The sequence below is a fragment of the Streptomyces sp. NPDC020875 genome, assembly GCF_040641415.1.
In the GTDB taxonomy this organism is placed as follows: Bacteria; Actinomycetota; Actinomycetes; order Streptomycetales; family Streptomycetaceae; genus Streptomyces.
In genome coordinates, this window is the sequence record NZ_JBFADP010000005.1 from 132,754 (window position 1) to 155,068 (window position 22,315).

A 22,315-nucleotide genomic window follows, 5' to 3' on the forward strand; every position below is an offset into this window, starting at 1 on the left:
GATCAGGTCCCCTCGGTGGAGTGTCGGGCCAGTGCTTCCGTGACGTGCCGCAGGGTGTGCATCCGCTCCAGGTCGTCCTCGGTGAAGTGCCCGAGGTCGACGCCGGTAGCCTCGCACAACTCGGTCAGGAAGAGGACCTTGTTGAGGGACGTCAGGGCGTACGAGCCGGTCATGTCGGCGTCGAGGTCGAGCGCCGCCGGGGCGATCTCGTGCGGCAGTACGGCGGAGAACTGCTCCCGCGCCGCCGTTTCGATGGAGACCTGGTCAGCTGGCATGGATTCCCTCCGTGGGGTCGTGGACCGCGGTGTGGTGGAGTTCCAGGATCCGGGCCCGTTTCGGTTTGAACTGCGAGGTCAGCAGGCCGTTCTCGATGGAGAACGGCTCGTCGGCGACGACCACCCGGCTGATCCGCTCGTCGGCGGCCAGCCGTTCGTTGGTCCGCTTCAGATGGGCGGCGATCGCCTCGGAGTCGGCGGGTACGGCCGCGGGGGAGACCACCGCCACCAGATCGGTCTGGCCGGGGCAGAACACCACGCACTCGGCGATCGAGGGGTCGGCCCGCAGGGCCTCCTCCACCGGCCGGACGACGACCTTCTTCCCGTTGTCGAGCACGATCACGTCGTCGGCCCGGCCCAGGATGTACAGGAAGCCGTCCTCGTCGAGCCGCCCCAGGTCGCCGGTGCGGACGATGCCGCCGGGGCGGAACATCCGCTCCGAGTCGCCGGGCGCGGCGTAGGCGTAGTGGTCGTTGACGGGATGGTCGCTGCGGACGGAGACCACCCCGTCGTCGCCGATCAGGATCTCCTTGCCGGGCAGGGCCCGGCCGACACTGCCCGGCCGGTTCGCTCCGGGGTGGTTCTTGGTGACGATGCAGGTCTCGTTGAGCCCGTAGCCCTCGTACACCGGCAGCCCCGCGTCGGTGAGGAAGCGGACCATATCGGGCGAGGCGGGCGCCGAGCCGGTCCACAGATAGCGGATCCGGTCGCCGAAGACGGCCCGCGCCGCCGCCCCCGGGTCGGGGGTGCCCCGGTCCCGCCGCAGCCGGGTCTCGATCTGCCGTTTCGCGGTCTCGAAGAACGCGGGGACGCCCATCACCACCGTCGGCCGTACCCGGCGCAGGGCCGCGAAAGCCGCCTCGTAGGTGCTGATGGTGACGTCGTGGCCGTGGAGCAGCGCCGAGTAGACCCAGTAGCGCTGCTGGAGCAGGGAGAGCGGCAGAAAGACGAAGAGGTCGTCGCCGGGGCCGTGTCCGAAGATCTGCTGGACGGCCCGCAACGAACTGTCGACGCTGCCCGCGGTGGCGCCCAGGCCCTTGGGCTCCCCGGTACTGCCGGAGGTGAACTTGATGGTGGTGACGTCCTCCGGGGCCCAGACCACCGGCGGCGGCCCCGCCTCGCCGGACCCGTCGCCGGGGCCCTCGGCGACGGCGGTGACCTCGGCGGTGGGGAGGACGCCGGGGAGCCCGGCGGCCTCCGGCCGGTCGGTGGCGAGCAGGGTGAGGTCGTACGTGTCGACGAGTCCGGCGCCGGGGGTGAACTTCCCCGGCTCGAATCCGGCGGTCCGCGCCCCGAGCCGGAGCGCCGCGAGATCGAGCAGGATCCACGCCGGGCCGTTGGCGGCCAGGATGCCGATCCGGTCGCCGGGCCGGATGCCGTGCTCGTCCCGGAGCCACCGGGCGACCAGGCCGGAGCGCCGGTACAGCTCGGTCAGCGGCATCGTCTCCGTACCGAGCAGGCTGGCGAAGGCGATCCGGCCGCCGCCGGTCGGCGGGCCCGCGACGATCCGGCCCAGGGTCCGCTCGGTCACCGTTCCTCCCCGGAGCCGGAGCCGGAGCCGGAGCCCTCGCCGGAGCCCTCCGGCGCGTCCGGCCGGAAGAAGACGGCGTCCGCGAGGCCGATCGCCGACCCCGGCGGCACGAGTTCCACGATCGTGGGCCACTCGGTGGGCTCGGGCAGTCCGAGCGCCCCCGCGAGCCGGGCGGCGAACCTCGGCATCAGCGGCGCGGCTGTCTGTGCCAGCAGCCGGGCGGCGGCCAGTTCCAGGGCGATCGCGGTACGGGTCTCGGAAGCCCAGCCGGGGTCCCCGGCCGTCCGCGACTCCAGCCGGGAGAACCGCAGGACGTCCTCGACCAGTCCGTCGAGTTCGGCGGCGGCCCGGTTGAGGGAGAAGCCGTCGGCGCGCAGGGCGCCGGTGACGGCCGTGAGCCGGTCGCCGAGCCGGGCCAGGAACGCGGAGTGCTCGGGCGTCCAGATGCCCGCGTCGGGCGCGTTACCGCCGTACTGCCCGTCGATCCGCTCGCCCAGCCCGGTCAGCCACCGCTGCCAGCCGCCGATCAGGGTGTCCTGGACGGTCCGGGCGTAGGCGGCGCGGCGGAAGTCGGTCCGCTCCTCCTCGGGCCGGGTACGGCACAGGAAGTACCGGACGGCGTCGACGGAGTCGGGGCCGAGGATCTCCTTCCCCCAGACGGCGTGCCGCCTGCTGGTGGAGAACTTGGCGCCCTCCAGCAGATAGAACTCGTTGACGTGGTAGTCGATATCGGGCCGCCAGCCGGGGTGCGCCAGCCGGTACAGCACCGGGTAGAGCACCGAGTGGTAGAAGCTGTTGTCGTAGCCGAAGAAGTGGACGATCTTCCACTCCGGGCCGGGGTCGTCGGCCCGCCACTTCTCGCCCAGCCGCCCGCCGAGGGCCTGGACGCCGTGGAGGAAGCCGTAACTCATCTCCGGCCAGACCCAGATCACCTGGCCGTCGGTGCCGCTCCCGGCACCCTCCGCCGGGGTTACGCCCCAGCTCGCCGGGTGGGTGACGGGGATGTCCAGCGACGGCCGGGCGAACAGCCGGGCCGCCAGCTCCCGCAGCCTGGCCGGGACCCGGCCCGCCCGGTGGTGTTCGGCGACCTCGGTCCCGAAGTCGCCCAGCGGCAGGGTCCAGCGGGCCTGCGGGGCGCGGACCGGGGCGCCGTCGGAGAGCCGGGAGACCGGGTCGGTGAGATCGGCGACCGTGTTGGGCTCGCCGCACTCCTCGCAGATATTGCCGCCGGTGCCGCCGCCGCAGCCGGGGCAGCCGCCGCTGATGTCGACCTCGTACAGATAGTCGCCGGTCTCCGCGTCGAAGAGGGCGTCCCGTTCGGCGACGGAGATCCGGCCGGAGGCCACCAGCCGGGAGAAGAAGTCCCGCAGCCCGTCCCGGTACTCGGGCTCGGTGCCGGTGACGGTGTACTGGTCGGGCACGATGTCCATCAGGGCCAGCGTGCGGCGGATCTCGTCGCTGTAGTGGGCGGCGGTCTCGGCGGGCGTACGGCCCTCGGCCCTGGCGGCGCCCACCACATAGCTCTGGTAGTCGTCGCTGCCGGTCAGATGCCAGGCCCGGGCGCCGTTGAGGCGCTGGAACCGGACATAGGCGTCGGCGCCCAGATAGGGACCCGACAGATGCCCCAGATGGAGATCGCCGTTGGGCGTCGGCGGGGTGGAGAAGACGAAGACGGGCCGGTCGCCGAAGGCCAGCCGGTCCTGGTTCCCGGCGGACGTCAGGGCCCGGCCGGGATCCCGCCAGTACTGGGTGAGGAAGACCAGATCGGTGTCGCCGGTGTTCTCCAGGACATGCGTCTCGAACGGCTCGAAGAGGGCGAGTACGCCCGGCTCCGCCGGATAGCGGCGGCCGTCGACCACGAACTCGCCCCGGCCCGCGACGATCACGAAGAACTCGGTCTCGTCGTGCTGGTGGGCGGTGGACGCGCCGCCCACCTCCACCCGGCCCCAGCCCGCGCCCACGCCCAGGCCCTCGACATCGCTCATGCCGATACCGAACGCGGCGTGCAGCTCCCGCTCGTCGTAGTGATTGATGATCATGTGGTGTTCCTCCGTAAGGACGGGTCGCGGAGACCGGGTCCGTCTTTGGCGAGCAGCCGTACGGTCTCCCCGGCGATCGCCGGGGCCAGCCGGTAGCCGGACCCCCCGGCGGCGCCCGCGAAGACCAGCCGTCCGTCGTCGGTGAGCGGCCGGACCAGCGGCCCGCCCGCCGGGTTGTACGCGTCGCAGAAGACCCGGCCCGACCCGGCGCGGCCGGCCAGCCCGGGGGCGTACCGCCGCAGCACACCGGCGGCCTGGGCCAGATGGGCGGCGGTCGGACCGGACTCCACGGTGTCCGGGTCGACGTCCCACTCCTGGCAGGTGTACGAGAAGAGCCAGTGGCCCCGGTCCCGGTACGGCAGCAGAAAGGCGTCCTCGTCGTGGAAGACGACCGCGCCGTCGTCCGCCGCCGGTACCGACTCGATATGCAGGGCGACGATCTTCTTCACCCGGATGCCCAGCGGTGCCAGCCGCTCCCGCCAGGCCGGATGGGCGATCCACGGCCCGGGGGCGAGGACCGCCCGGGCCGCGCGCAGGATGCCGCCGGTCCCCAGGGCCAGCCGCACCCCGTCCGGGCCCGTGGTCACCCCGGTCACCGCCACGCCCTCCAGGAACCGGACCCGGGGCCGCAGTTCGGCCGCCAGCGTCTGGGTGACGGCGGCCACGTCCGCGTACTGGCAGCCGTCCCCGGTCCAGGCCGCCGCGCCCGCAGGCACCGTCACCGGGCCCGGCGGAAGCCCGCCGTCCGGCAGCGGTATCTCCCGCAGCCCGGCCTCCGGCAGATACGCCTCCCGCAGCCCGGGCTCGGACGCCCGGTCCGCGATCACCGTCATCGGCAGCGACCGCAGCGGCAGTCCGGGCCGGGCGGCGGCGAGCCCCGCCCAGTAGCGCTGGCTCTCGGCCGCCATCGCCCGGACCGCCGCCGAGGCGCCGCGCGGGAAGTGCAGTCCGGCGGAGCGCCGGGAGGCGCCCCCGGCGACCAGCTCGCGGTCGAGTACGGTCACCGCCGCCCCCGGGTCGGCGGCGACCAGCTCCCGGGCGATCAGGGTGCCGATCACCCCGGCGCCGACCACCGCGACACCCGTGGTCTCCGGTATCGCCCCGGCCCCCGGCTCCCCGGCGGCCCCGGCGGCCCGCGCGGCCCCGGCGGCGTCCGGTACGGCTCCGGGGGCGCCGCCGCTCACGCCCCCCTCCCGGCCTGGGGGCCCGGCTTCGACGCCCACTCGATGAACGACGGCAACTGCTCGTTCCCCGCGACCACGGCCAGCCGGTCGGCGATCCGGCGGCTGCGCCAGGCGTTGAGGCTGAGATTGGGATCGGCCAGGCCCCGCTGGCCCCGGGAGGCGTTCTGGACGAAGATCCGCCGGTCGTCGGGGCCGTCCCAGTACACGGCGTAGTCCTCGTCGATCCGCAGCTCCTCGCCGTCCCGCTCCAGCCGGTCGGCGACCGGACCCAGGAAGTCCATCGGCGTCGGCCGGAAACCGGTCGCCCAGATCACCACATCGGCCTCGAACAGCTCGACCGACTCCCGGTGGTCGTTGTGCCGGGCGGAGACCTGCCAGCCGCCGTAGACCCCCGGCTGGACGTCCCGGACCTCCCGGTTGGGGTGCAGCCCCACCAGATCGACATTGCCCTCCACGAACCGGTGGAGATAGATCTTCTGGTAGATGTCGCGCAGGGTGCTCTCGGATATCCCGTCGCTGGTGAGGACGTGCCGCTCGTTGAAGGCGTGCCGGGTCTCCCGGTCCAGGCCGTAGAAGTACTCGGCGTAGGACGGCATGTAGTAGTCGTTGGTGAAGGGCGAGTCGTCGATCGGGAAGTAGTTGTCCCGGCGCGAGATCCACGACACCCGGCGCGGCAGCTGCCCCGCGGGCTGCGACACCAGGTCGAGGAACGCCTCGGCGCCCGACTGGCCGCCGCCGATCACCACGACCCGTTTACCGCCCAGATCGCGGGCGAGTCCGGCGTACTCGCTGACATGGAACTGGGTGGGGCCCAGCAGTTCCCGGGCCTTCGGCGGCACCCACGCCCGGCTGCCGACACCGACGACGACATTGTCCGCGGTGACCGTGCGCCGGTCGGTGCGGACCGTGAACACGCCGTCGAAGGAGACCTCCTCGACGGCCTCGCCGAAGCCGATATTCGGATTGATCCGGCTCGCCCAGGCCAGGTAGTTGCGGAACTCGACCCGGGGCACCGCGTCGAACTGGGCGTTGAGGAAGTGGTAGAGCCTGCCCTGCTCGTGCAGATAGGCCAGGAACGAGTACGGGTTCTGCGGATCGGCGAGCGTCACCAGATCCTTGAACAAGGAGACCTGGAGTGTGTTGCCGGGCATCTGCTGTCCGTCGTGCCAGCTGAAGCTCCCCTTGCGGTCGAGGAAGAGGTGGCTCACCTCCTTCCGGCTGTGCAGCATGGAGGCCAGGCTCAGATTCGCCGGCCCCACGCCCACACCGAGGCAGCGGTAGTGGGCCGGGCCGGAGCGGATGGATTCACTCGCCATGGGAGACCTCTCCTTCGGGCGGGGCGCCGCGCTCGGTGCGGGGCGGACGGGACTCGTCGGCGGTGGACGGACCGGCGGCGGACGGGCCGCCGGTGGGTGAACCGGCGCCGGGCGAACCGTCGGCGGCGGCCCCGCCGGGTACGTCACCGGGCCCCTCGCCCGGACCGGTGACGGCACGTACCCCGTGCGCGGCCAGCGCCGTCAGCCAGCGGGCCGCCTCGGCGGGGGACTCGGCGGCCCGGTTCAGCCCGCCGGGCAGGGCGCCGTCCACGATCCGCGACACCCCGTGGGCCAGCGGCAGCGACACACAGCGGGCCATCGCGCTCTCGGTCTCGTCCCCCGTCAGATCGAGCAGTTCGGAGCCGGACCAGCGGACCGACCCGTCGGCGTCGGCGACGGTCAGCGCCACCGACAGCACCACCCGGTCCCGGTCGGCGTCCGTCGTCGGATAGCGGTCGGCCAGCTCCTTCGCCAGCGACCGCAGCCGGGCCTCGTCCCCGGTGCGGACCGTGGCGAAAACCTCCGACCAGGCCGTACGCCAGCCCGCGTTGCGCAGGGTGCCCCGGACGAAGCCGCTGACCCGCCAGCCGTCCGGGAAGCCGTACTGCGGTACGAACGGCAGACTGTCCCGGTTCGGATAGACCTCGAACTCCTCCCCGGCCAGGGTCAGCGTCCGGGTCGCCAGCCACGGCTCGGGCGCGGTCCGCGCCTCCCCGTCCTCGATATAGCCGGCGGGGGAGCGCAGCGCCGACAGCACACCGTAGGGCGCCCAGCTGAACCGGTACCTGAAGTCGTTGGGCACGGCCGGGAGACCGCCGCAGTACGAGGTGAAGGCGACCGAGTCCGCCCGGTCGCCGACGGCCTCCCTGGCCCGCTCCACCAGCACATGGGCCAGCAGATGGTCGATCCCCGGATCGAGCCCGGCTTCGGTGAGGACCACCAGGCCCCGGCCGGCCACCGCCTCGGCGGCCGACGCCAGTTCCGGCGACGTATAGCTGGTACAGGCGAAGTGCGCGCCGCGTTCGGCGGCCAGCGCCAGCAGCGCCGGATGCTCCGTGGCGGGCAGCATCGACACCACCACGTCACCGGGGCCGACCTCGGCCGCCAGGGCGCCCGGCGCCAGCCCCCTGACCTCGGCGAGTCCGGTCAGGCCGAGCGCCGCGAGCCGGTCGGCGGCCCGCTCGGCGGTCCGGTCCCACAGCACCGGCCGCCGGACCCGCCCGGCCAGCAGGGCGAGACCGCTCCGGCCGGTGGAGAGCCCGGTACCCACCCAGTGGACGGTCCCACTGGCGGGGGCCGCGGGCGGAAGGCTGTCAGGGCTCACGAGTTCTCCTCCGAACGGGCCGTACGCACGGCCTCGGCGAACCGGCGCCGGGTCCGCGACCAGGCCGGGCAGTCGGGTCCGCCGCTCCGCCCGCCGGGCCCCGGCAGATTCAGCAACTGGGGCCACAGCTCGGCCGAGAAGGCCCGGCTGGCCTCGGCGGGCAGCAGCGACGGCAGATTGTCGATGGCGATCAGATCGAGCGGCGGATCCCCGGCCACGAGCCGCCGCACCGGCCGCTCCCACGAGGTCACCTCGTCGTACACCGGCAGTACGTTGCAGGCCGAACCGACGTCGCAGGTCACATCCGAGAGGACGGTGGTCCGCCGGGCGGGCGAGGCCAGCGAGTCCGGGGTCAGGAACGGCTCCACCGGCCGGTGCACCAGTACCGTGTTCACCACGATCCCGTGGCTCAGCAGCGCCGCCCGGTCCAGCCGCCGGGTCTCCGCCACGTCCCAGCGCACCGGACCGAACCCGGCCGTCTCCAGCGCGTCGCACGCGCCCCGGCCGCTGCGCCCCAGCGCCCCGATCACCAGCGCCCCGGCGCCCGTACCACCAAAACCCCCGGGATCACCGGAACCACCGGAACCCTCGGCACCGTCCGGCCCGTCACCGCTCCGCTCCGGGCCGCCGCCGCGCAGCAGCCCGTCCAGTTCCACCAGATCCATGGTCCGCAGCGGCGCCTTCAGCGCCCCGCGCAGATGCAGCACCGCCAGCGCCGCGCCCGCATACCCCGCCCAGTAGCCGAAGGCGGCCACCCGGCGGCCTTCGTCGTCGGTCAGATACTCCAGGTCGAGCAGGGCCCCGCCGCCCGCCTCGAACCGGCCGAGCAGGGCCCGGGCGCCCGGCTGCCCCTTGTAGGCGTGGCCGAAGTAGATATGCCGGTGCCGCAGGGGCCTCGGCTCGTCGGGGAGTTCCTTCAGCCCCAGGACGTAGGTGTCGTCGGGGGCGTCGGGCCAGCTCCCCGCGGGCGCCGTGTCGCAGCCCGCCCGGACGTACTCCTCCAGCGGGACGGTCCGCCGGTCCGACTCCTCGACGGTGACCCGGACGCCCCGGCCCACCAGCCGGGCCGCGTCGGCGGGCACCAGCGGCGTCCGGCATTCGGTGGTACGGGTCTCGTGGCGCAGCCACAGCCGGGGCAGCGCCGACATCAGAGGTGTTCATCGCCGGGCTGCGGCGCCTCGATCGCGGTGGACAACTGGACTCCTTCGGGTGGTTGGGATCCGGTGGCGGCCCGGCCGCCGGGGGCCGGTGGCCGGTACGCCCGCCGGTACGGGGCCCGGGTCATCCGGCGAGGGCGGCCCGGCGGGTGTCGAGGGCGTCGGCGACGGCCAGCCGCAGCACGTCGGTGGCGCCCTCGTAGATGCGCAACGAGCGGATCTGCCGGTAGAGGCGCTCGGGTACGCCGTCCCGGACGACTCCGGCGGCGCCGAAGAGCTGGACCGCGTCGTCCACGGTCCGCTGGGCGGTCTCGGTGGCATGGACCTTGGCGATGTTGGCGTGCTTGCCGAAGCCCCGGCCGCCCCGGTCGCACTCCCAGGCCGCCCTGGCGACCAGCAGCGCCGAGGCGTTGAGACCGATCTCCATATCGGCCAGCTTCGCCTTGACGAGCTGGAGGTCGTGGAGCACGCCGCCGTAGGCGGACCGGCTCCGGGTATGGGCCAGGGCGGCGTCGGCGGCCCGCCGGGCGAAGCCGTTGGCGGCGGCGCCGACGGTGATCCGGAACCGCTCCAGCAGATCGACGGCGATCACGAAGCCCCGGCCGGGGCGGCCGAGTACCGCGTCGGCCGGAAGGCGGCAGTGTTCGAAGACCAGATGGCCGAAGGAGCGGGGGGCGACCGGGTCCAGCCGTTCGGAGACGCGGACCCCCGGGGTGTCGGCGGGCACCAGGAACGCGCTGAGACCCAGCGGCCCCGGCCCCTCGCCTGTCCTGGCGATCACCACGTACAGCCCGGCGATGGTGGCGTGCGCGATCCACGCCTTGTGGCCGTCGAGCACCCAGTCACCGCCGCCGGTCCGCCGGGCGGTCAGCCCGACGGCCGCCACCTCCGAACCGGCCTCCCGCTCGGAGACCGCGAACGCGCCGATCAGCGACCCGTCGGCCATCGCGGGCAGAAACCGCTTCCGCTGCTCGGGGGTGCCGTACCGGATGATCGGGGTGGCCGCCAGGGACTGGATGGAGTACGCGAAGTCCGCCAGGTCCTCCGCGTAGGCGAGGGCCTCCCGGGCCAGGCAGAGGGTCCGGAAGTCGGAGGGGAGGTCCGGCGGCCCCGAGTCCGGGTCGAGCCCGGCGAGCCAGCCGTCCTCGCCGAGCACCCCGACCAGCCGCCGTCCCGCCTCGTCGGGGTCCGTCCGGCGGACGGTCTCCCAGAGCGCCCGGTAGCTGTCGCACCAGACGCCGATCTCCCCGGCGAACCGCCGGTGTCCGTCGTCGTAGAAGGGGAGCTGGAGGAATTCGGGGTCGAAGCTGGTGATGGTCTCCACTGCGGAACTCCGTACGACAGGGGCCGGGCGGGCCGGTTCGGTGACGGAAGAAAGACGAGACGGGACGAGACGTGGGGCGGGTGCCCGGTGCGCGGACGCGGTACTGCGGTCGGCCGGGCCGGTGGTACGGCCCCGGAGGACGGCCGGTGCTACGGCTCCGGAGCCTCGGCGGTCCGCCGGATCCTGCGGATCCGGCCGGCCGTTCGGTCCGGGGGCCGGTGGAACCCGGCTTTCCGGCCGTTCCGTTCGGTCCGGCCGGTGGTACGGCCCGAAGGGCTCGGGGGCCGGTGAACCCCGGCTCCGGGCGGCCCTGTTCGCCCGGGCCGGTCCGGCGGCGGGCCCGGCTACGGCGGTACGGGCGGTACCCGCCGGTCCGGACCGCCGACGGCGCGAGGCCCCGGGGCCGGACCCGTACCCTCGTACCCGCGCGGCCCCCGCCCGCTCATCGGCCCGGTCACCGGCCGAGCACCGCTCGGGCCACCGCGTCGGCGTCCTCCAGGATCACCGAGCCGACCCCGGGCCGGATTCCGGCGGCCGTCGCCCAGTGGACGTTCTCCGTCGGCACCCCGAAGGCGAACCGGCGCGGATGCGGCACCCCCGCCGCGTCCACCAGCCGGTAGGGCCGGGGGGTGACCTCCATCCCGCCGCTCTCGTAAGCCCCTTCGGGGCCGGGGTCGGCGATCCGGTAGGGGCGGCACTGGCCGTCCGCGAGCAGCCGGGCGATCAGCGGATTCGTACTGCGGCGCAGATCGGGCTCGGGTATCCGGGCCTCGATCAGGGCGTCGACCCGGACCTCGGAGCCGGGGACCGCGTCGGAGCCGAAGAGGAAGCCCTTACCGCCCGGGTCCTCCCGGACCCGGGCCCCGGGGCCGACCACGGTCAGCAGTCCGCAGTCGACCAGGGCTGCCATCTCCGCCACCCGGGACGGCGGCGGGCCGATCGAGAGGAAGGCGTTGAGCGGGGTGAACCACCGGACGATCTCGTCGCGGTAGGACGAGCCGGTGACCCCGGAGTGGTCGACCGCGAGGCGGACCTCGTTGCGCAGATCGCGCAGTACGTCGAGGGCGGCCTTGAGGGGGTCGCCGACATTGCCGCCGCGGGCGTGCCGGACGTCCTCGTGGAGATGTTCGACCAGCCAGCGGGCGAACCGCGCGGGGTCGTCGAACTCGCGTCTGCCCCAGGGGCGTTCGACCCGGGACCACTTCCATTCGTCCTGGGCCCGGACGCCGAACCGGCGCAGTACCGCCGTCCGGCCGCCCGCGGGGGCGGCCAGATACTCGGTGAGGAACCGGGCGGCCGTCGCCTCGTCCGCCCACTGGGCGACCAGGGCCCGGTGGTAGACGGTGGCGACCTCGGCCTCCAGCAGCGGCCAGACGTCCCGCCCGAAGGTCGCCCCGGGCGCGGCCCGGATCCGGGACACCGCCTCCAGGGTGAGGAAGAGGGGTTCGTGCCGTCCGGACGCGCCCTTCTGGTTCTCGCCCCGCGAGTGGTACGGGACCCCGCGCCGGGAGCCCGCGTAGAGCACCGGCTCGTCGCCGGACGGCAGGTACTGGAGGCCGCCGTCGAGGGACGGGGAGGGGACGTACTTGCCGCCCCGGCCCTCGGTCAGTAACGCCATCACATCGAAGAAAGCCAGGCCGAGGCCGCGCAGGGCGACCCGTTCACCGGAGGCGACGGCCGCCAGACCGGCCTCCAGATCGGCCGGGTTGGCGGGCGGGTGGTAGCGCAGCCCGTGGGCTTCGGCGTACGCGGCCAGCCGCCGCTCCTCGGCCGAGGGCGCGGCGGGGCCGTGGCCGAGGGTGAGCACCACGGCGTCCAGGCCGGTGATCCGGGTGCCGTCGTCCAGGGCCAGGGTCTGGCCGCCGGTGTCCTCGGTCAGCGCGACGGCGGTGGCCCGGTGCGCGATGACCTCGAATTCGGCCGGGGCTTCGGCGACCAGCCGGCCGAAGACCCACTCCAGATAGCGGCCGTACTGGGCCCGGGACGGGTAGTCGTCGGGTCCGAGCCGTTCTCCGCCGTCGCCCTCGGGCCCGGTGGCCAGGGGTGTTCCGGCACCGAGTCCGGCCTTCGGCCCGGCCCCGGAGTCCGCCGCGGTGCCGGTGCCGGGGGCGGACCGCCGGAGCCATTCGTAGAGGCTGGGGCCGGTCCTGACCGGACCGGCGCACGCCACGCTGTCGTCGGTGAACTGGCTGACCTGGGAGGTCACCGTGTTCATCAGCAGATGCGGGGACTGCCGGGTCCGCCAGACCCGTCCCGGCCCCGGCGGATAGGGGTCGACGACATGGACGGACAGGGGACACCCGGCCGGGTGGTTGGCGCTGAGGCGTTCCAGCACCGCGAGGCCGCGCGGGCCGAGGCCCACGACCGCGATCGTCCGAGGCGGCTGTGACATGGTCGTCTCTCCTTCGCTCGCCCGCCGTCCAGTCGTCCGGGAAATGTTCGGCTCATCCGGCCGCGCGGCGCGCGGCCTCGTTCACGAATTCGCCGAAGGTCAGTCCGGGCAGGGTCTCCATCTCCTCGTCGGTGAATTCGACACCCTGACCGTCGAGCTGCATCACCAGCTCCGCGATGGAGAGGGATTCCAATTCGAGACCGCCGTCTCCGAGTGGGGTTTCCGGGCTGATCGAGGAGGTGTCGAAGTGCATCTCCCGAAGCGCGTCGACAATGACTTTTTCCAGCTCAGCGGACATGGATATGCCTCCTGTCGATGTTTTTGGGCGTGCTGCGGCGCATAAAGTGAGACAGTCGGTAAGCGGGGTAGAGCAGGTCATTCCCCGAACTCCGGCACCCGGTGGTCCGCCGGGATATCCGCATATCCAGCAAACCATACCCCGGGAAGGATATGAAGCGGTTTTGATTTGTTTTTAGAAATCCTGGCCGATGGAAAGGGAAGGCGTGCTTCTCCGCCGTTCGGCGGCCGAAAAAGTCCTAGATTTCGATCTCCAGATCCTCCAGCGGGTAGGCGACACAGGCATGGGCGTGGCCGAAGGTCTGGTCCGAGCGGCGCAGCCGGGCCTCCTCGGCGTGGAAGACCCGTCCGGAGCAGACCCGGACCCGGCAGAGCGCGCACTCGCCGGAGCGGCAGGAGGCCCGGGGGCGTACCCCGTTCTCCTCCAGGGAGTCCAGCAGCGGTCTGCCGCGCGGTACATCGAACCGTCGGCCGTCCACGGCGACGGTCACCGTTCCGGCCGGATCGAGCCCGGCGGGCCAGCGGGGGTCGGCGGGCGGCGGCAGCGCCACGCTGTTGGCCTCCAGCCGGATCCGGCGGCGGGGCTGGCCGAGCGCCCGCAGCTGTTCGATCAGATACGGGTACCGGCCCGGCGGTCCGCAGAGGTAGACCATCCGGTCGTTCAGCGGGCCGGCCAGCTCGGCGATCAGGGCGGCGTCCAGCGGTCCGACCGCGCCGTCCCAGCCGGGGTCCGGCGCCGACAGTACCTGATGGAGCGTCAGTACGTCGGGGCGGTCCCGGGCGATGGTCTCCAGCTCGGCCCGGAAGATCACGTCATCGGCCCGCCGGGAGCCGTAGACCAGGGTCATCCGCCGGTCCAGCCCGTGGTCCAGGACGTCCCGGAGCATGCTCATCGCCGGGGCGACCCCGGAGCCGCCCGCCAGGAAGACCACGTCGTCGCCGTGGAAGAGGGGGTCGTGGCAGAAGGTGCCGATCGGTCCGTCGCTGGTGAACCCGGCCCCGGGCCGGACGGTGTCCAGCAGATGGTTGCTGACCAGGCCGCCGTGCAGCCGCCGGATCGTCAGGTCGTAGTAGTCGCGTTCGGCGGGCGACGAGGAGATGGAGAACGCCCGGCTGGTGACGGTCGCGCCGACCCGGACGGTCAGGCTCAGATACTGCCCGGCGGCGAACGAGGGCAGCGGCCCGCCGCCGGTGGCCCGCAGCCGGAGCGTGGCGGCCGTCGCCGTCTCCTCGATCACCTCGGTCACGGTCAGGGCGAGATCCCTGGGGTGGTGGGCGGCGGCCTCGGCCCAGGCGTCGTCGGGATGGGGGGACCCGGCGTCCGCCCGGCGCTCCAACTCGGCGACGACGTCGTCGAAGCCGTCGAAGAGGCGGGCCAGCGGATTGGCGGCGACACCCGGTCCCGGCGGGCCGTCCGGTGTCTTCGGCGGCTGGGTGCCGCGGTGGTCGGTGGTCATCGTGGGTCCTTGTCCGGCAGGGGCGTTCGGATGTCGGGGCGGCGGTCCGGACCGCGGCGGGGCGTCGGTCACAGCACCTCCAGCAGTCGCCGGGACATCCGGGCCGAGGTGACGATGGTCGAGTTGTAGCCCGCGGCGGTGACCCAGTTGCTGGCCAGCACCACGCCCGGCACATTCGGTTTGAGGTCGTCGTCGTGGAAGAGCCAGCCGTCGGTGACGTCCTGGTCGAAGCCGTAGATCGCGCCGCCGGGCTGGCTGAGATACCGCTTGAAGGTGATCGGGGTGGCCAGCTCCGCCTCCTCGATCACGTCCCGCACCCCGGGGGAGACCGCCTTCAACAGCTCCAGCAGGGACTCCGCGTACTCGGCCTTGGCCCGCCGGTACTCCTCGACGGGCACCGCCTCCCACGGCTCCGCGTACTGGAGCGCCACCAGGTTGAGCTGGGTGGCCCCGGCCGGGGCGCCCCCGTTGGGTTTGACGTCGTAGCAGCTCGCCATCAGGAACGGCGCCGGTTCGAGGGTCCGCATCCCCCGGAGCAGGCTCGCCTCCGTGAGATCGCTGTGGACGAAGTTCGCGGCCGTGCTCAGGCCCAGCTCGGCCGGGCTCGCGTCGAGCCCGAGATAGAGCACCGACGCCGAGATTCCCATCCGCCGCGACCGCAGATCCCGCAGGACGTGCCCGGGTACGTCCGCGGGGTCGAGCAGCCGGGTGTAGGTGGTGGTCGCGGGCGCGTTGGAGACCACCAGCCGGCAGCTCACGGTCTCCCCGTTCTCCAGCCGGACCCCGACGGCCCGGCCGCCCCGGGTGACGATCCGGTCGACGGCGGTGTGGAACCTGGCCCGCCCGCCCGCGTCCTGGAACGAGCGGAGCATCGCGTACGACAGCGCCTGGCTGCCGCCGATGACCTGATAGGGCTTGGTCTCCACATAGAGCGCCATCACCCGGGCGTAGTCCATGAACGAGATCCGGGACGGCAGCTGGCCGTTGTAGCACCAGTAGGAGGAGAGCACGAGCCGGGCCCGCTCGTCGTCGACGTACTCCTCCAGTACGTCCCGGAAGGGCCGCAGCCCGTGCCGCCGGACGTGCGGCAGCTTCCGCAGCCGCTCCACCTCGTGGTCGATCCGGTGCAGATTGGCGCGGGCCGTCAGCTGCCACATCCCGACGTCCCTGACCAGCTCCAGAAAGGCCGTCAGCCGGGCCCGGTCCACCGGGTACTGCTCGTCCAGCGCGTCGACGATGCCGCGCCAGTCGGCGGGCAGCGTCACATCCAGCACCCCGGGCACCACGGTCCGGTACAGCTGGTCGTCCTCGATGAACTCCACCCGGCGGGTGACGTCCATCTCGTCCAGGATGTGCCGCAGCGGGGCGGGCCCGGCCATTCCGCCGAGCTGGTGCAGCGACACCTCGAACTCGAACCGGCCCCGGACGAACGTGGTGGCCGCCCCGCCGGGCACATTGTGGCGTTCCAGCAACAGGACCCGCTGCCCGCCGCGTTGCAGGGTGGCCGCCGCGGCGAGCCCGGCGTTGCCCGCTCCGATCACTATCACGTCGTAGTCGACGCCCATGGGTTGTCTCCCTCCGGAGGAATCACGGTCGGGGCCCGGTGCCGGGGCGGGCGGAAGACGCCCGCCCCGGTACCCCGCGCGTTCGGCCCCGCGCACGGTCGGGCCACGGCTCAACAGCCGCCGACGAGCTTCCGCGCCTCGGTCCGTACCACCCGCTTCAGGACCTTGCCGGTGATCCCGACCGGGATGGTGCCCTCGGTGACGACCGAGGCACCCGCGGTCCCGGGCAGCCCGGCCCGGGTCAGCGCCTCGTTGATCCACGCCGTCGGGTCGTCGGGCGCCTCCGCGCCCTCGACCAGGTTCACCAGGACGTGGGTGGTGGCCGTGCCCTCGCCCTCCCAGCCGAAGTCGACGCCGTCGTCGGCGATCCCGACCACCGTGCAGTCGAGGATCTCCGGATAGGCCCGCAGCAGCACCTCCTCGGTGTACGCGCTGAACACGAAGCCGTCCTCGGTCCGGATCGCGTCGGTGGTGCGGTCCAGATGGAAGAAGGTGTTGGTGGCGTCCCGGTACGCCAGGTCACCGGTGAGGAAGTAGCCGCCGAGCCACTGCTGGTGCCAGCGGACGTTGTCGTTCCAGAAGCCCGGCGTCAGCGACCTGGAGCGCACCCCCAGCCGACCCACCTTGCCGGGCGGCTGCACCGAACCGTCCTCCGCCAGCACCACCGCCTCGGCGAACCGCATCGGCCGCCCGATACAGCGGCCGATCACCGGCCCGCCCGCCCGGTGCACGAAGTCGAAGAGGACATAGCCCATCTCCGTGGAGCCGAACATGTCGATGAAGATCGCGCCCGGCTCCTTCCGCGGCTTCAGATCCGGGCCGGTGACGGTGTGGTAGCCCTTGTCCAGCAGCCGCCGGATGTGCACCGCGTGGGCCGCGTCACCGGACGCGTAGTACGCCTCCACACTGCTGAGGTCGCGATCGGTGAGGTCCTCGCCCGCCATCTCCGTGAAGGTGTGCGTGAACCCGAAGACGATCGTCGGCCGGTGCTTCTCGATGCCGTCGAGGACGGCCTTGCCGCTGGGGTCGGTGTAGTGGATCACCGGCGCGCCCAGGGTGAGACCGAGCAGGGTGTTCGACATCGCCGACACATGGTGGCCGGGGAGCGCCAGCAGCCGGGCCCTGGTGGAGCAGTCGAGCCCGTCGGCGAGCCGGGAGAGCGCGCCGTGGAAGAGCGTCTCGTGGGTGTGGAACGCCGACTTGGGGATGCCGGTCGTCCCGGACGAGTGGGAGATCAGGATCGGGTCGGTCGAGGAGTGCCGGAACGGGTACTCCGCCGGCCGGTGCTCCGCGTCCCCGGGGACGATCTCCGACTGGAGCGCCACGAACAGCGGCGGCTGCGGATCCTCCAGATGCGCCCGGAGGTCCTGGTGCCACGGCTCACGGGTCATGACGCCGACCACCCGCTGCCGCCGGATGTACTCCCGCCGGGTCTCGGCGGGCATATTGGCGTTCACCAGCGACGCGATCGCGCCGATGCTGGTCAGCGCCATCAGATTGAGCGCGAAGTCGGTGATGGACGTGGAGACGATCGCCACCGCGTCCTTCGCCCTGACGCCGGCCCGGGTGTAGTAACCCGCGTACGCGGCCACCACCTCGTGCAGCCCCCCGAGGGTCAGCGACTCGGGGTGGTCGCCGTCGGGGGCCCGCCAGGTGCCGTCGAGCCACAGCACCGGAGCGTCGAGGGAGCGGCCGTACAGGGGCAGGCGATGGATCACATTGCCCGCGCCCAGCGCCGCGTCGGCGAGGATCTGCCGACGGACGTCTTCACTGATCATCATGGGGTTTTCTCCGAATCCTCTGGTACGTCCCGGTCGAGTGCAGCGGCCGGATTCGTCGGGGGAGTGGGGGAGATGGGGATGGGGATGGGGACGGTCCCCGCCCGGCGCACGGCCCGGTCCACCAGGGGACCGGCCGAGCCGAGGTAACCGGCGGGGTCGAGCAGCCGCTCGGGCGATACGGACACCTCGTCCGCCCAGCCGGCCTCTTCCAGGGCGCTCCGCACCGCCGCGACGAGCGGGGCGCCCCCTTCCGCGGCGCGTACGGCACGCGTCACGATCTGTTTGGCGCGAGTCCGGCCCAGCTCGGCGCCGAGGGCCACCGAGAGCCGCTCGGCGACCAGGCTGCCGCCGGTCAGCGCCGTATTGGCGGCCACCCGGCCGTCGAGCACGACCAGGCCCTCCGCGAGTTCGGCCGCCGTGTGCGCGGCGCCGCCGGTCAGCCGCAGACAGTGGCGCAGTGGCTCCCACTCGGCGTGCCAGGCGCCCGCGGACCGCTCGTCCTCGGCCACCACCGACTGCTGGAGCACTAGCGCGTACACCGGCACCTGGCGGGCGGCGGTCGCCACCAGCGTGCTCAGAACCGGGTTCCGCTTCTGCGGCATCGCCGACGACTGGCCGCGCCCGGCGGCGGCGGGCTCCGCGACCTCGCCGATCTCGGTCCGCGACAGCACCAGTACGTCGGCGGCGAACTTGCCGAGCGCGCCCGCCGCGAGGCTCAGCACGGCGGCGAGTTCGGCGACCGGGGTACGGACCGCGTGCCAGGGCACTCCGGGGGCGGCCAGCCCCAGCCGCCCGGCCACCAGCTCCACCAGCCGCAGCTCCGGATCGTCCCCGGCGGCCCCGGCGGCGAGCAGCTGGTCCCGGTAGGCGGCGAGGGTCCCGGCTGCGCCGCCCATCGACACCGGCAGCCCCCGGTCCAGTACCGCGCCGACCCGGTCGTGGGCGTCGGAGACCAGGGTGAGCCAGCCCGCCGCCCGCAGCCCGAACGTGGTGGGGACCGCGTGCTGGGTGAGGGTACGGGCCGCGGCCGGGGTGTCGCGGTACCCGGCGGCCAGGCCCGCGAGGGCGGCCCTGATCCGCCCCAGGTCGCCGTGGAGCAGCCGTAACGCCCCGGTGGCGACCAGCATGGCGGCCGAGTCGAGGACGTCCTGCGAGGTGGAGCCCGCATGGACGTACCGGGCGGCCTCCGGGTCGGCGGCGGCGACGAGTTCGGTGAGCCGCGCGACCAGGAACACCACGGGGTTGGCGGCCTCCCGGCCCCGCCGGGCCAGTGCCACGGGGTCGAGCCCGCCGCCGCGCCCGGCGGCCCGTACGGCGTCGCCGACCCCGGCGGGCACGCTCCCGAGTTCGGCCTGGGCGTCCGCGAGGGCCGCCTCGAACGCGACCATCCCGTCGAGCCACGCCCGGTCCGACACCACCGCCGCCACGGGGGTCCCGGCCCAGACGGGCCCGAGCAGTCCGGAGTCGGCGTCGGGGGGCGCCGAGCCGGACGGGGACGGTACGGGGGCGCCCCCGGCGGCGGGTCCGGCCGGGGAGCCGGTACCCGCCGCCGACGCCGAGTCCGGGGCGGCGGCCCCGGGCCGTGCCGGCGGGAGAGCGCTTTCCTGCCCGGCCGTTCGGTCGGTCGCGGGCACGGGAAGACGAGGTTCCGCGTCGGTGGGGCGGCCGGGTACGGGAGTGGTCGTCATGGCGTCACCTCGGGGGCCGGTGGGGGGAGCGGGCCGGAGGTGACCACCGCGGTCATCGCCGTCCGCGCGCGGGCGTGGCGGCCGGGCCCCGGGCGCGGGGCGACCGCGAAGCGGTCCGTACGGCCGCTCCACAGCGGGGAGTCCGTACCGCGGATCCCGCCGAGCGCGCACCGGCGGGCGCCGGGGCGGCGGACCAGCCGGACGTCCCGGGAGCCCCGGGCCAGGCCGCGGCCCGACGCCTTGACCGCGGCCTCCAGCAGCGTCCAGGCGGAGAAGAACGCCTCGGGCTCGTCCAGTTCGCCCAGCTCCGGCGTCCTCGGATAGAACGTGCCCAGGACCCGGGCCGCCCGCCGGACCGGGCGGACGACTTCCACGTCCACCCCGACCGGGCCGCCGTACCTGACCGCGACCAGCAGCAGGCCCGCCGACCGCGACCAGCTCACGGACCAGCCGGGATGGGCCGGGAGCAGCGGCCGTCCCCCCGGCCCCGCCACCAGCTCCACCCGGGCCGCCGTACCGCCCAGCGTGTCGGCCAGCAGTCGCCGTACCGCCGCCCTGGACCTGATGTACGTCAGCGCCGCCGCCGGATCCCGGAAGGCGCCCGCCCGCCGCCGCTCGGCCGCCGACAGCACCGCGAGCGCCGCCGTACCGCCGGGCGAGTCCGGGGCCGGGTCGTGCAGATCGACCAGCCGGGCCACCCCGGCGGCGTACCGGGCCGGACGCCGGAGCCCGGTCGCCGTGCTCATGACCCCGCCGCCCCGCTGAGCGCCCGCGCGCTGAACACCCGCGCGGGCTCCGACGGCCGGGAGCCCAGCAGATGCAGATCGCCGAAGGCGGGCCGCATCGCCACCACCGCCACCGTCCGCTCCCGCCGGATGTTCCCGTTGTCGGGAACGAAGATCGGCGGGGTCGACAGCAGCGCCAGATGCTCGGTGGGCAGCGCCGCCTCCGGCAGCGCGTCCAGCCGGAGCGTGCAGGCGTCCAGCCGCCGCCGCGACGAGTTGCGGGCGAAGACGTTCAGTTTGTCGTAGGGGATGAACTCCCGGTGCAGGAAGTGATTGGTGTGTACGGTGCGCATCGCCCGGACCGTGTGCATCCGCCCGTCGAGGAACTCCGTATACGCCGCCCCGCGCGGATCGCAGAGCGTCAGGGACCGCGAACTGGCCAGCCGCAGCCCCTCCAGCACGCCCAGCGCCTCGTCCACCGAACCGGCGGTGTCCAGGACGTGCCGTACCGCGAGATACGGCGGCAGCCCGGCCCGCCAGCGGCCCCCCAGCACCAGATTGATACCGACGGCCAGCCCGTCGCTGTTCATCCCCAGATAGCCGAGCAGCCCGCCGAAGCTGAGGGTCAGCACCTCCCGCCGGGTGCCGGTCCTGGCGACCGAGAGCACACAGGTCTGGTCGTCCAGGTTCCCGTTGAGGTCCACGGTCTGCGCCAGCACGCTGTGCGGCCCGGCCGGATCGACCCGGGTGTAGGTGGTGCAGTCGCCCTGCGGCGGCCGGCCGGTGTCCTGGTAGCCGACGACCTCCCGCCGCGTCTGGAGCAGCAGCGCCTCCTCGTGGGAGATGCCCGCGCCCTCGGCCAGCCCCCGGATCTCCTCGGCCAGTTCGGGGACGGCCGCCTCGATCTCCCGGCGGAACGCGGCGATCGTGGGCCGCAGGCCGTCCAGGGTGAGCGGGGTGTCGTTGAGATGGTTCAGCCGGGCCAGCCCGTCGCCGAGGAAGGCCCGTAACTCCACCGCGCGGGCCGCGCCGTGCTGCCTGCCCAGCTCGAAGGGGTCGCCGGTGAGCCGGACGAACCCGGCGGGCGGCGGCGCCGCCCGGCCGCCGAACTCCCCGGCCCCGGCATCGATATCGGCCCCGGCGCCGTGTTCGGTCCCGGTCCCGGTTTCGGTGGTCGACGGCACCGGCTCGCCCGAGCCGCTCTTCCCGTACCGCTCCATGTCCGGCACACCCCTTCCCGTCACGGGCACTTGCGGAGGAGGACACCGTGCCGGGCCCCCGGCACGCTGGAGGCCAGCAGATACAGCCCGTCGTCCACCGCGTCGCCGGAGGCGAGCAGATCGGTCAGATTGATCAGTGGATCCGCCGCGAAGCAGTGCCCGAGGCGCTCGATGTTCCCGGTCCTGGTCCGGTCCGGCGCGAACCCGGCCTGCCGCTCCTTCATGGTGATCAGGGGCCGGACCAGATTCGCCGGGAGGAGGGCCGTCACCTTCTCCGGCGACACCCCCGTGGCGTGCTCCAGCTCGGCGTTGACCGCGATCGCCAGCCGGGAGTCGATCTGGTCCCGCAGCCCCAGCACCGCCGGGTCCTGGGCACTGGCCGAGGCCAGCACCGCCAGCCCCTCCCGGCCGGGCCCGGGACCGGCCGCGCTCACCAGACAACTGGCCGCGCCGTCGCTGAAGAGCGCGAACTTCTCCAGCCGTACGGACTCGTCCAGGATCTTGTCCGTGGTGACCACCAGCACCAGCCGGTGCGCCCCCGAGGCCACCAGCGCCCGGGCCGTGTGCAGCCCGGCCAGCAGGTTGTTGCACCGGTTGAGGGTCACCCCGGCGGTGAACGAGGCCCGGGTGAGGCCCAGTCCGTTCATGACGGCGCCCACCAGCGGGGCGTGCCCGTCGACAGTGCCGGGGAACGAGCTGGAGCAGACGACCAGCCCGTCGACCGACGACCGGTCAGCCCCGGCCGCGTCCAGGGTGGCGTTGCCGCTCTCCACCGCCAGCTCGACGGTGGTCCTGGCGGTCCGGAAGAAGCTGCCCCAGCCCCAGGTGCGGGGGGCCATGGGGATGGCGTACTGGGCCACCCGCTCCGCCAGGTCCTCGACGGCGGTGTAGGGCTCCTCGGTCTCACCCAGTACATAGCGGGGCGAGAGGAGGAAAACCGGGGTACTGCTCATCCGTCCTGTGCTCCGTTCGACTCCGGGCGGTTTCCATCGGGTTCGGTCTGGACCGGTCTGGACCGGTCTGGACCGGTCGGGTTCGGT

At 73.6% G+C, this 22,315-nt stretch carries 17 protein-coding genes; all 17 read right to left on the reverse strand.

From position 1 onward, the window contains the following. Positions 1–2: 2 nt before the first annotated feature. Positions 3–275: an acyl carrier protein gene (locus tag AB0G74_RS04760; RefSeq protein WP_361140748.1), complete on the reverse strand. Its 273-nt coding sequence runs from the start codon at positions 273–275 to the stop codon at positions 3–5. Beyond that, entirely contained in the window at positions 265–1,806 is a 1,542-nt protein-coding gene (locus AB0G74_RS04765) for an AMP-binding protein (protein ID WP_361140750.1), read from the reverse strand. The genes AB0G74_RS04760 and AB0G74_RS04765 overlap by 11 nt, the downstream gene beginning before the upstream one ends. After that, positions 1,803–3,845 carry a class I tRNA ligase family protein gene (locus AB0G74_RS04770; RefSeq protein ID WP_361140752.1) on the reverse strand — a complete coding sequence of 681 codons (2,043 nt, stop codon included), beginning with the start codon at positions 3,843–3,845 and terminating at the stop codon, positions 1,803–1,805. Before AB0G74_RS04770 ends, AB0G74_RS04765 begins: the two co-directional genes overlap by 4 nt. After that, positions 3,842–4,942: an FAD-dependent oxidoreductase gene (locus AB0G74_RS04775; RefSeq protein WP_361140856.1), complete on the reverse strand. Its 1,101-nt coding sequence runs from the start codon at positions 4,940–4,942 to the stop codon at positions 3,842–3,844. The genes AB0G74_RS04770 and AB0G74_RS04775 overlap by 4 nt, the downstream gene beginning before the upstream one ends. A gap of 83 nt (positions 4,943–5,025) precedes the next feature. Then, on the reverse strand, positions 5,026–6,345 hold the full coding sequence (locus AB0G74_RS04780) for a SidA/IucD/PvdA family monooxygenase (protein ID WP_361140754.1): 1,320 nt from the start codon (positions 6,343–6,345) through the stop codon (positions 5,026–5,028). Next, entirely contained in the window at positions 6,335–7,669 is a 1,335-nt protein-coding gene (locus AB0G74_RS04785; RefSeq protein WP_361140756.1) for a saccharopine dehydrogenase C-terminal domain-containing protein, read from the reverse strand. The genes AB0G74_RS04780 and AB0G74_RS04785 overlap by 11 nt, the downstream gene beginning before the upstream one ends. Beyond that, the gene (locus AB0G74_RS04790; RefSeq protein ID WP_361140758.1) at positions 7,666–8,817 is read right to left on the reverse strand and encodes a saccharopine dehydrogenase; all 1,152 of its coding nucleotides are present in this window, start codon (positions 8,815–8,817) and stop codon (positions 7,666–7,668) included. Before AB0G74_RS04790 ends, AB0G74_RS04785 begins: the two co-directional genes overlap by 4 nt. 133 nt (positions 8,818–8,950) lie before the next feature. Then, a complete protein-coding gene (locus tag AB0G74_RS04795; protein WP_361140760.1) occupies positions 8,951–10,150 on the reverse strand; it encodes an acyl-CoA dehydrogenase family protein in 1,200 nt (399 codons plus the stop codon). 454 nt (positions 10,151–10,604) lie between these two features. Then, positions 10,605–12,542: an FAD/NAD(P)-binding protein gene (locus AB0G74_RS04800; RefSeq protein ID WP_361140762.1), complete on the reverse strand. Its 1,938-nt coding sequence runs from the start codon at positions 12,540–12,542 to the stop codon at positions 10,605–10,607. Positions 12,543–12,594: 52 nt separating this feature from the next. After that, positions 12,595–12,840, reverse strand: a complete 246-nt coding sequence (locus AB0G74_RS04805; RefSeq protein WP_361140764.1) for an acyl carrier protein — start codon at positions 12,838–12,840, stop codon at positions 12,595–12,597. Positions 12,841–13,078: 238 nt separating this feature from the next. Next, positions 13,079–14,296 carry a 2Fe-2S iron-sulfur cluster-binding protein gene (locus tag AB0G74_RS04810; protein WP_361140766.1) on the reverse strand — a complete coding sequence of 406 codons (1,218 nt, stop codon included), beginning with the start codon at positions 14,294–14,296 and terminating at the stop codon, positions 13,079–13,081. A 68-nt stretch (positions 14,297–14,364) separates the two neighbouring features. Then, positions 14,365–15,861 carry an NAD(P)/FAD-dependent oxidoreductase gene (locus tag AB0G74_RS04815; protein WP_361140768.1) on the reverse strand — a complete coding sequence of 499 codons (1,497 nt, stop codon included), beginning with the start codon at positions 15,859–15,861 and terminating at the stop codon, positions 14,365–14,367. Positions 15,862–15,971: 110 nt separating this feature from the next. After that, positions 15,972–17,642, reverse strand: coding sequence for an AMP-binding protein (locus AB0G74_RS04820; protein ID WP_361140770.1), 1,671 nt, complete (start codon positions 17,640–17,642; stop codon positions 15,972–15,974). After that, positions 17,639–19,330 carry a lyase family protein gene (locus AB0G74_RS04825; protein WP_361140772.1) on the reverse strand — a complete coding sequence of 564 codons (1,692 nt, stop codon included), beginning with the start codon at positions 19,328–19,330 and terminating at the stop codon, positions 17,639–17,641. The genes AB0G74_RS04820 and AB0G74_RS04825 overlap by 4 nt, the downstream gene beginning before the upstream one ends. After that, the gene (locus AB0G74_RS04830; RefSeq protein WP_361140774.1) at positions 19,327–20,076 is read right to left on the reverse strand and encodes a 4'-phosphopantetheinyl transferase superfamily protein; all 750 of its coding nucleotides are present in this window, start codon (positions 20,074–20,076) and stop codon (positions 19,327–19,329) included. Before AB0G74_RS04830 ends, AB0G74_RS04825 begins: the two co-directional genes overlap by 4 nt. Further along, a complete protein-coding gene (locus tag AB0G74_RS04835; protein WP_361140776.1) occupies positions 20,073–21,275 on the reverse strand; it encodes a C45 family peptidase in 1,203 nt (400 codons plus the stop codon). Before AB0G74_RS04835 ends, AB0G74_RS04830 begins: the two co-directional genes overlap by 4 nt. Before the next feature lie 20 nt (positions 21,276–21,295). Then, positions 21,296–22,228, reverse strand: a complete 933-nt coding sequence (locus AB0G74_RS04840; protein ID WP_361140778.1) for a 3-oxoacyl-ACP synthase — start codon at positions 22,226–22,228, stop codon at positions 21,296–21,298. Positions 22,229–22,315: the final 87 nt, after the last annotated feature.

Bases quoted from the DNA above. Each gene is read 5' to 3' on its own strand.
- AB0G74_RS04760 (WP_361140748.1), bottom strand. From the start codon at position 275: ATGCCAGCTGACCAGGTCTCCATCGAAACGGCGGCGCGGGAGCAGTTC.
- AB0G74_RS04770 (WP_361140752.1), bottom strand. From the start codon at position 3,845: ATGATCATCAATCACTACGACGAGCGGGAGCTGCACGCCGCGTTCGGT.
- AB0G74_RS04780 (WP_361140754.1), bottom strand. From the start codon at position 6,345: ATGGCGAGTGAATCCATCCGCTCCGGCCCGGCCCACTACCGCTGCCTC.
- AB0G74_RS04790 (WP_361140758.1), bottom strand. From the start codon at position 8,817: ATGTCGGCGCTGCCCCGGCTGTGGCTGCGCCACGAGACCCGTACCACC.
- AB0G74_RS04800 (WP_361140762.1), bottom strand. From the start codon at position 12,542: ATGTCACAGCCGCCTCGGACGATCGCGGTCGTGGGCCTCGGCCCGCGC.
- AB0G74_RS04805 (WP_361140764.1), bottom strand. From the start codon at position 12,840: ATGTCCGCTGAGCTGGAAAAAGTCATTGTCGACGCGCTTCGGGAGATG.
- AB0G74_RS04810 (WP_361140766.1), bottom strand. From the start codon at position 14,296: ATGACCACCGACCACCGCGGCACCCAGCCGCCGAAGACACCGGACGGC.
- AB0G74_RS04815 (WP_361140768.1), bottom strand. From the start codon at position 15,861: ATGGGCGTCGACTACGACGTGATAGTGATCGGAGCGGGCAACGCCGGG.
- AB0G74_RS04820 (WP_361140770.1), bottom strand. From the start codon at position 17,642: ATGATGATCAGTGAAGACGTCCGTCGGCAGATCCTCGCCGACGCGGCG.
- AB0G74_RS04825 (WP_361140772.1), bottom strand. From the start codon at position 19,330: ATGACGACCACTCCCGTACCCGGCCGCCCCACCGACGCGGAACCTCGT.
- AB0G74_RS04830 (WP_361140774.1), bottom strand. From the start codon at position 20,076: ATGAGCACGGCGACCGGGCTCCGGCGTCCGGCCCGGTACGCCGCCGGG.
- AB0G74_RS04835 (WP_361140776.1), bottom strand. From the start codon at position 21,275: ATGGAGCGGTACGGGAAGAGCGGCTCGGGCGAGCCGGTGCCGTCGACC.
- AB0G74_RS04840 (WP_361140778.1), bottom strand. From the start codon at position 22,228: ATGAGCAGTACCCCGGTTTTCCTCCTCTCGCCCCGCTATGTACTGGGT.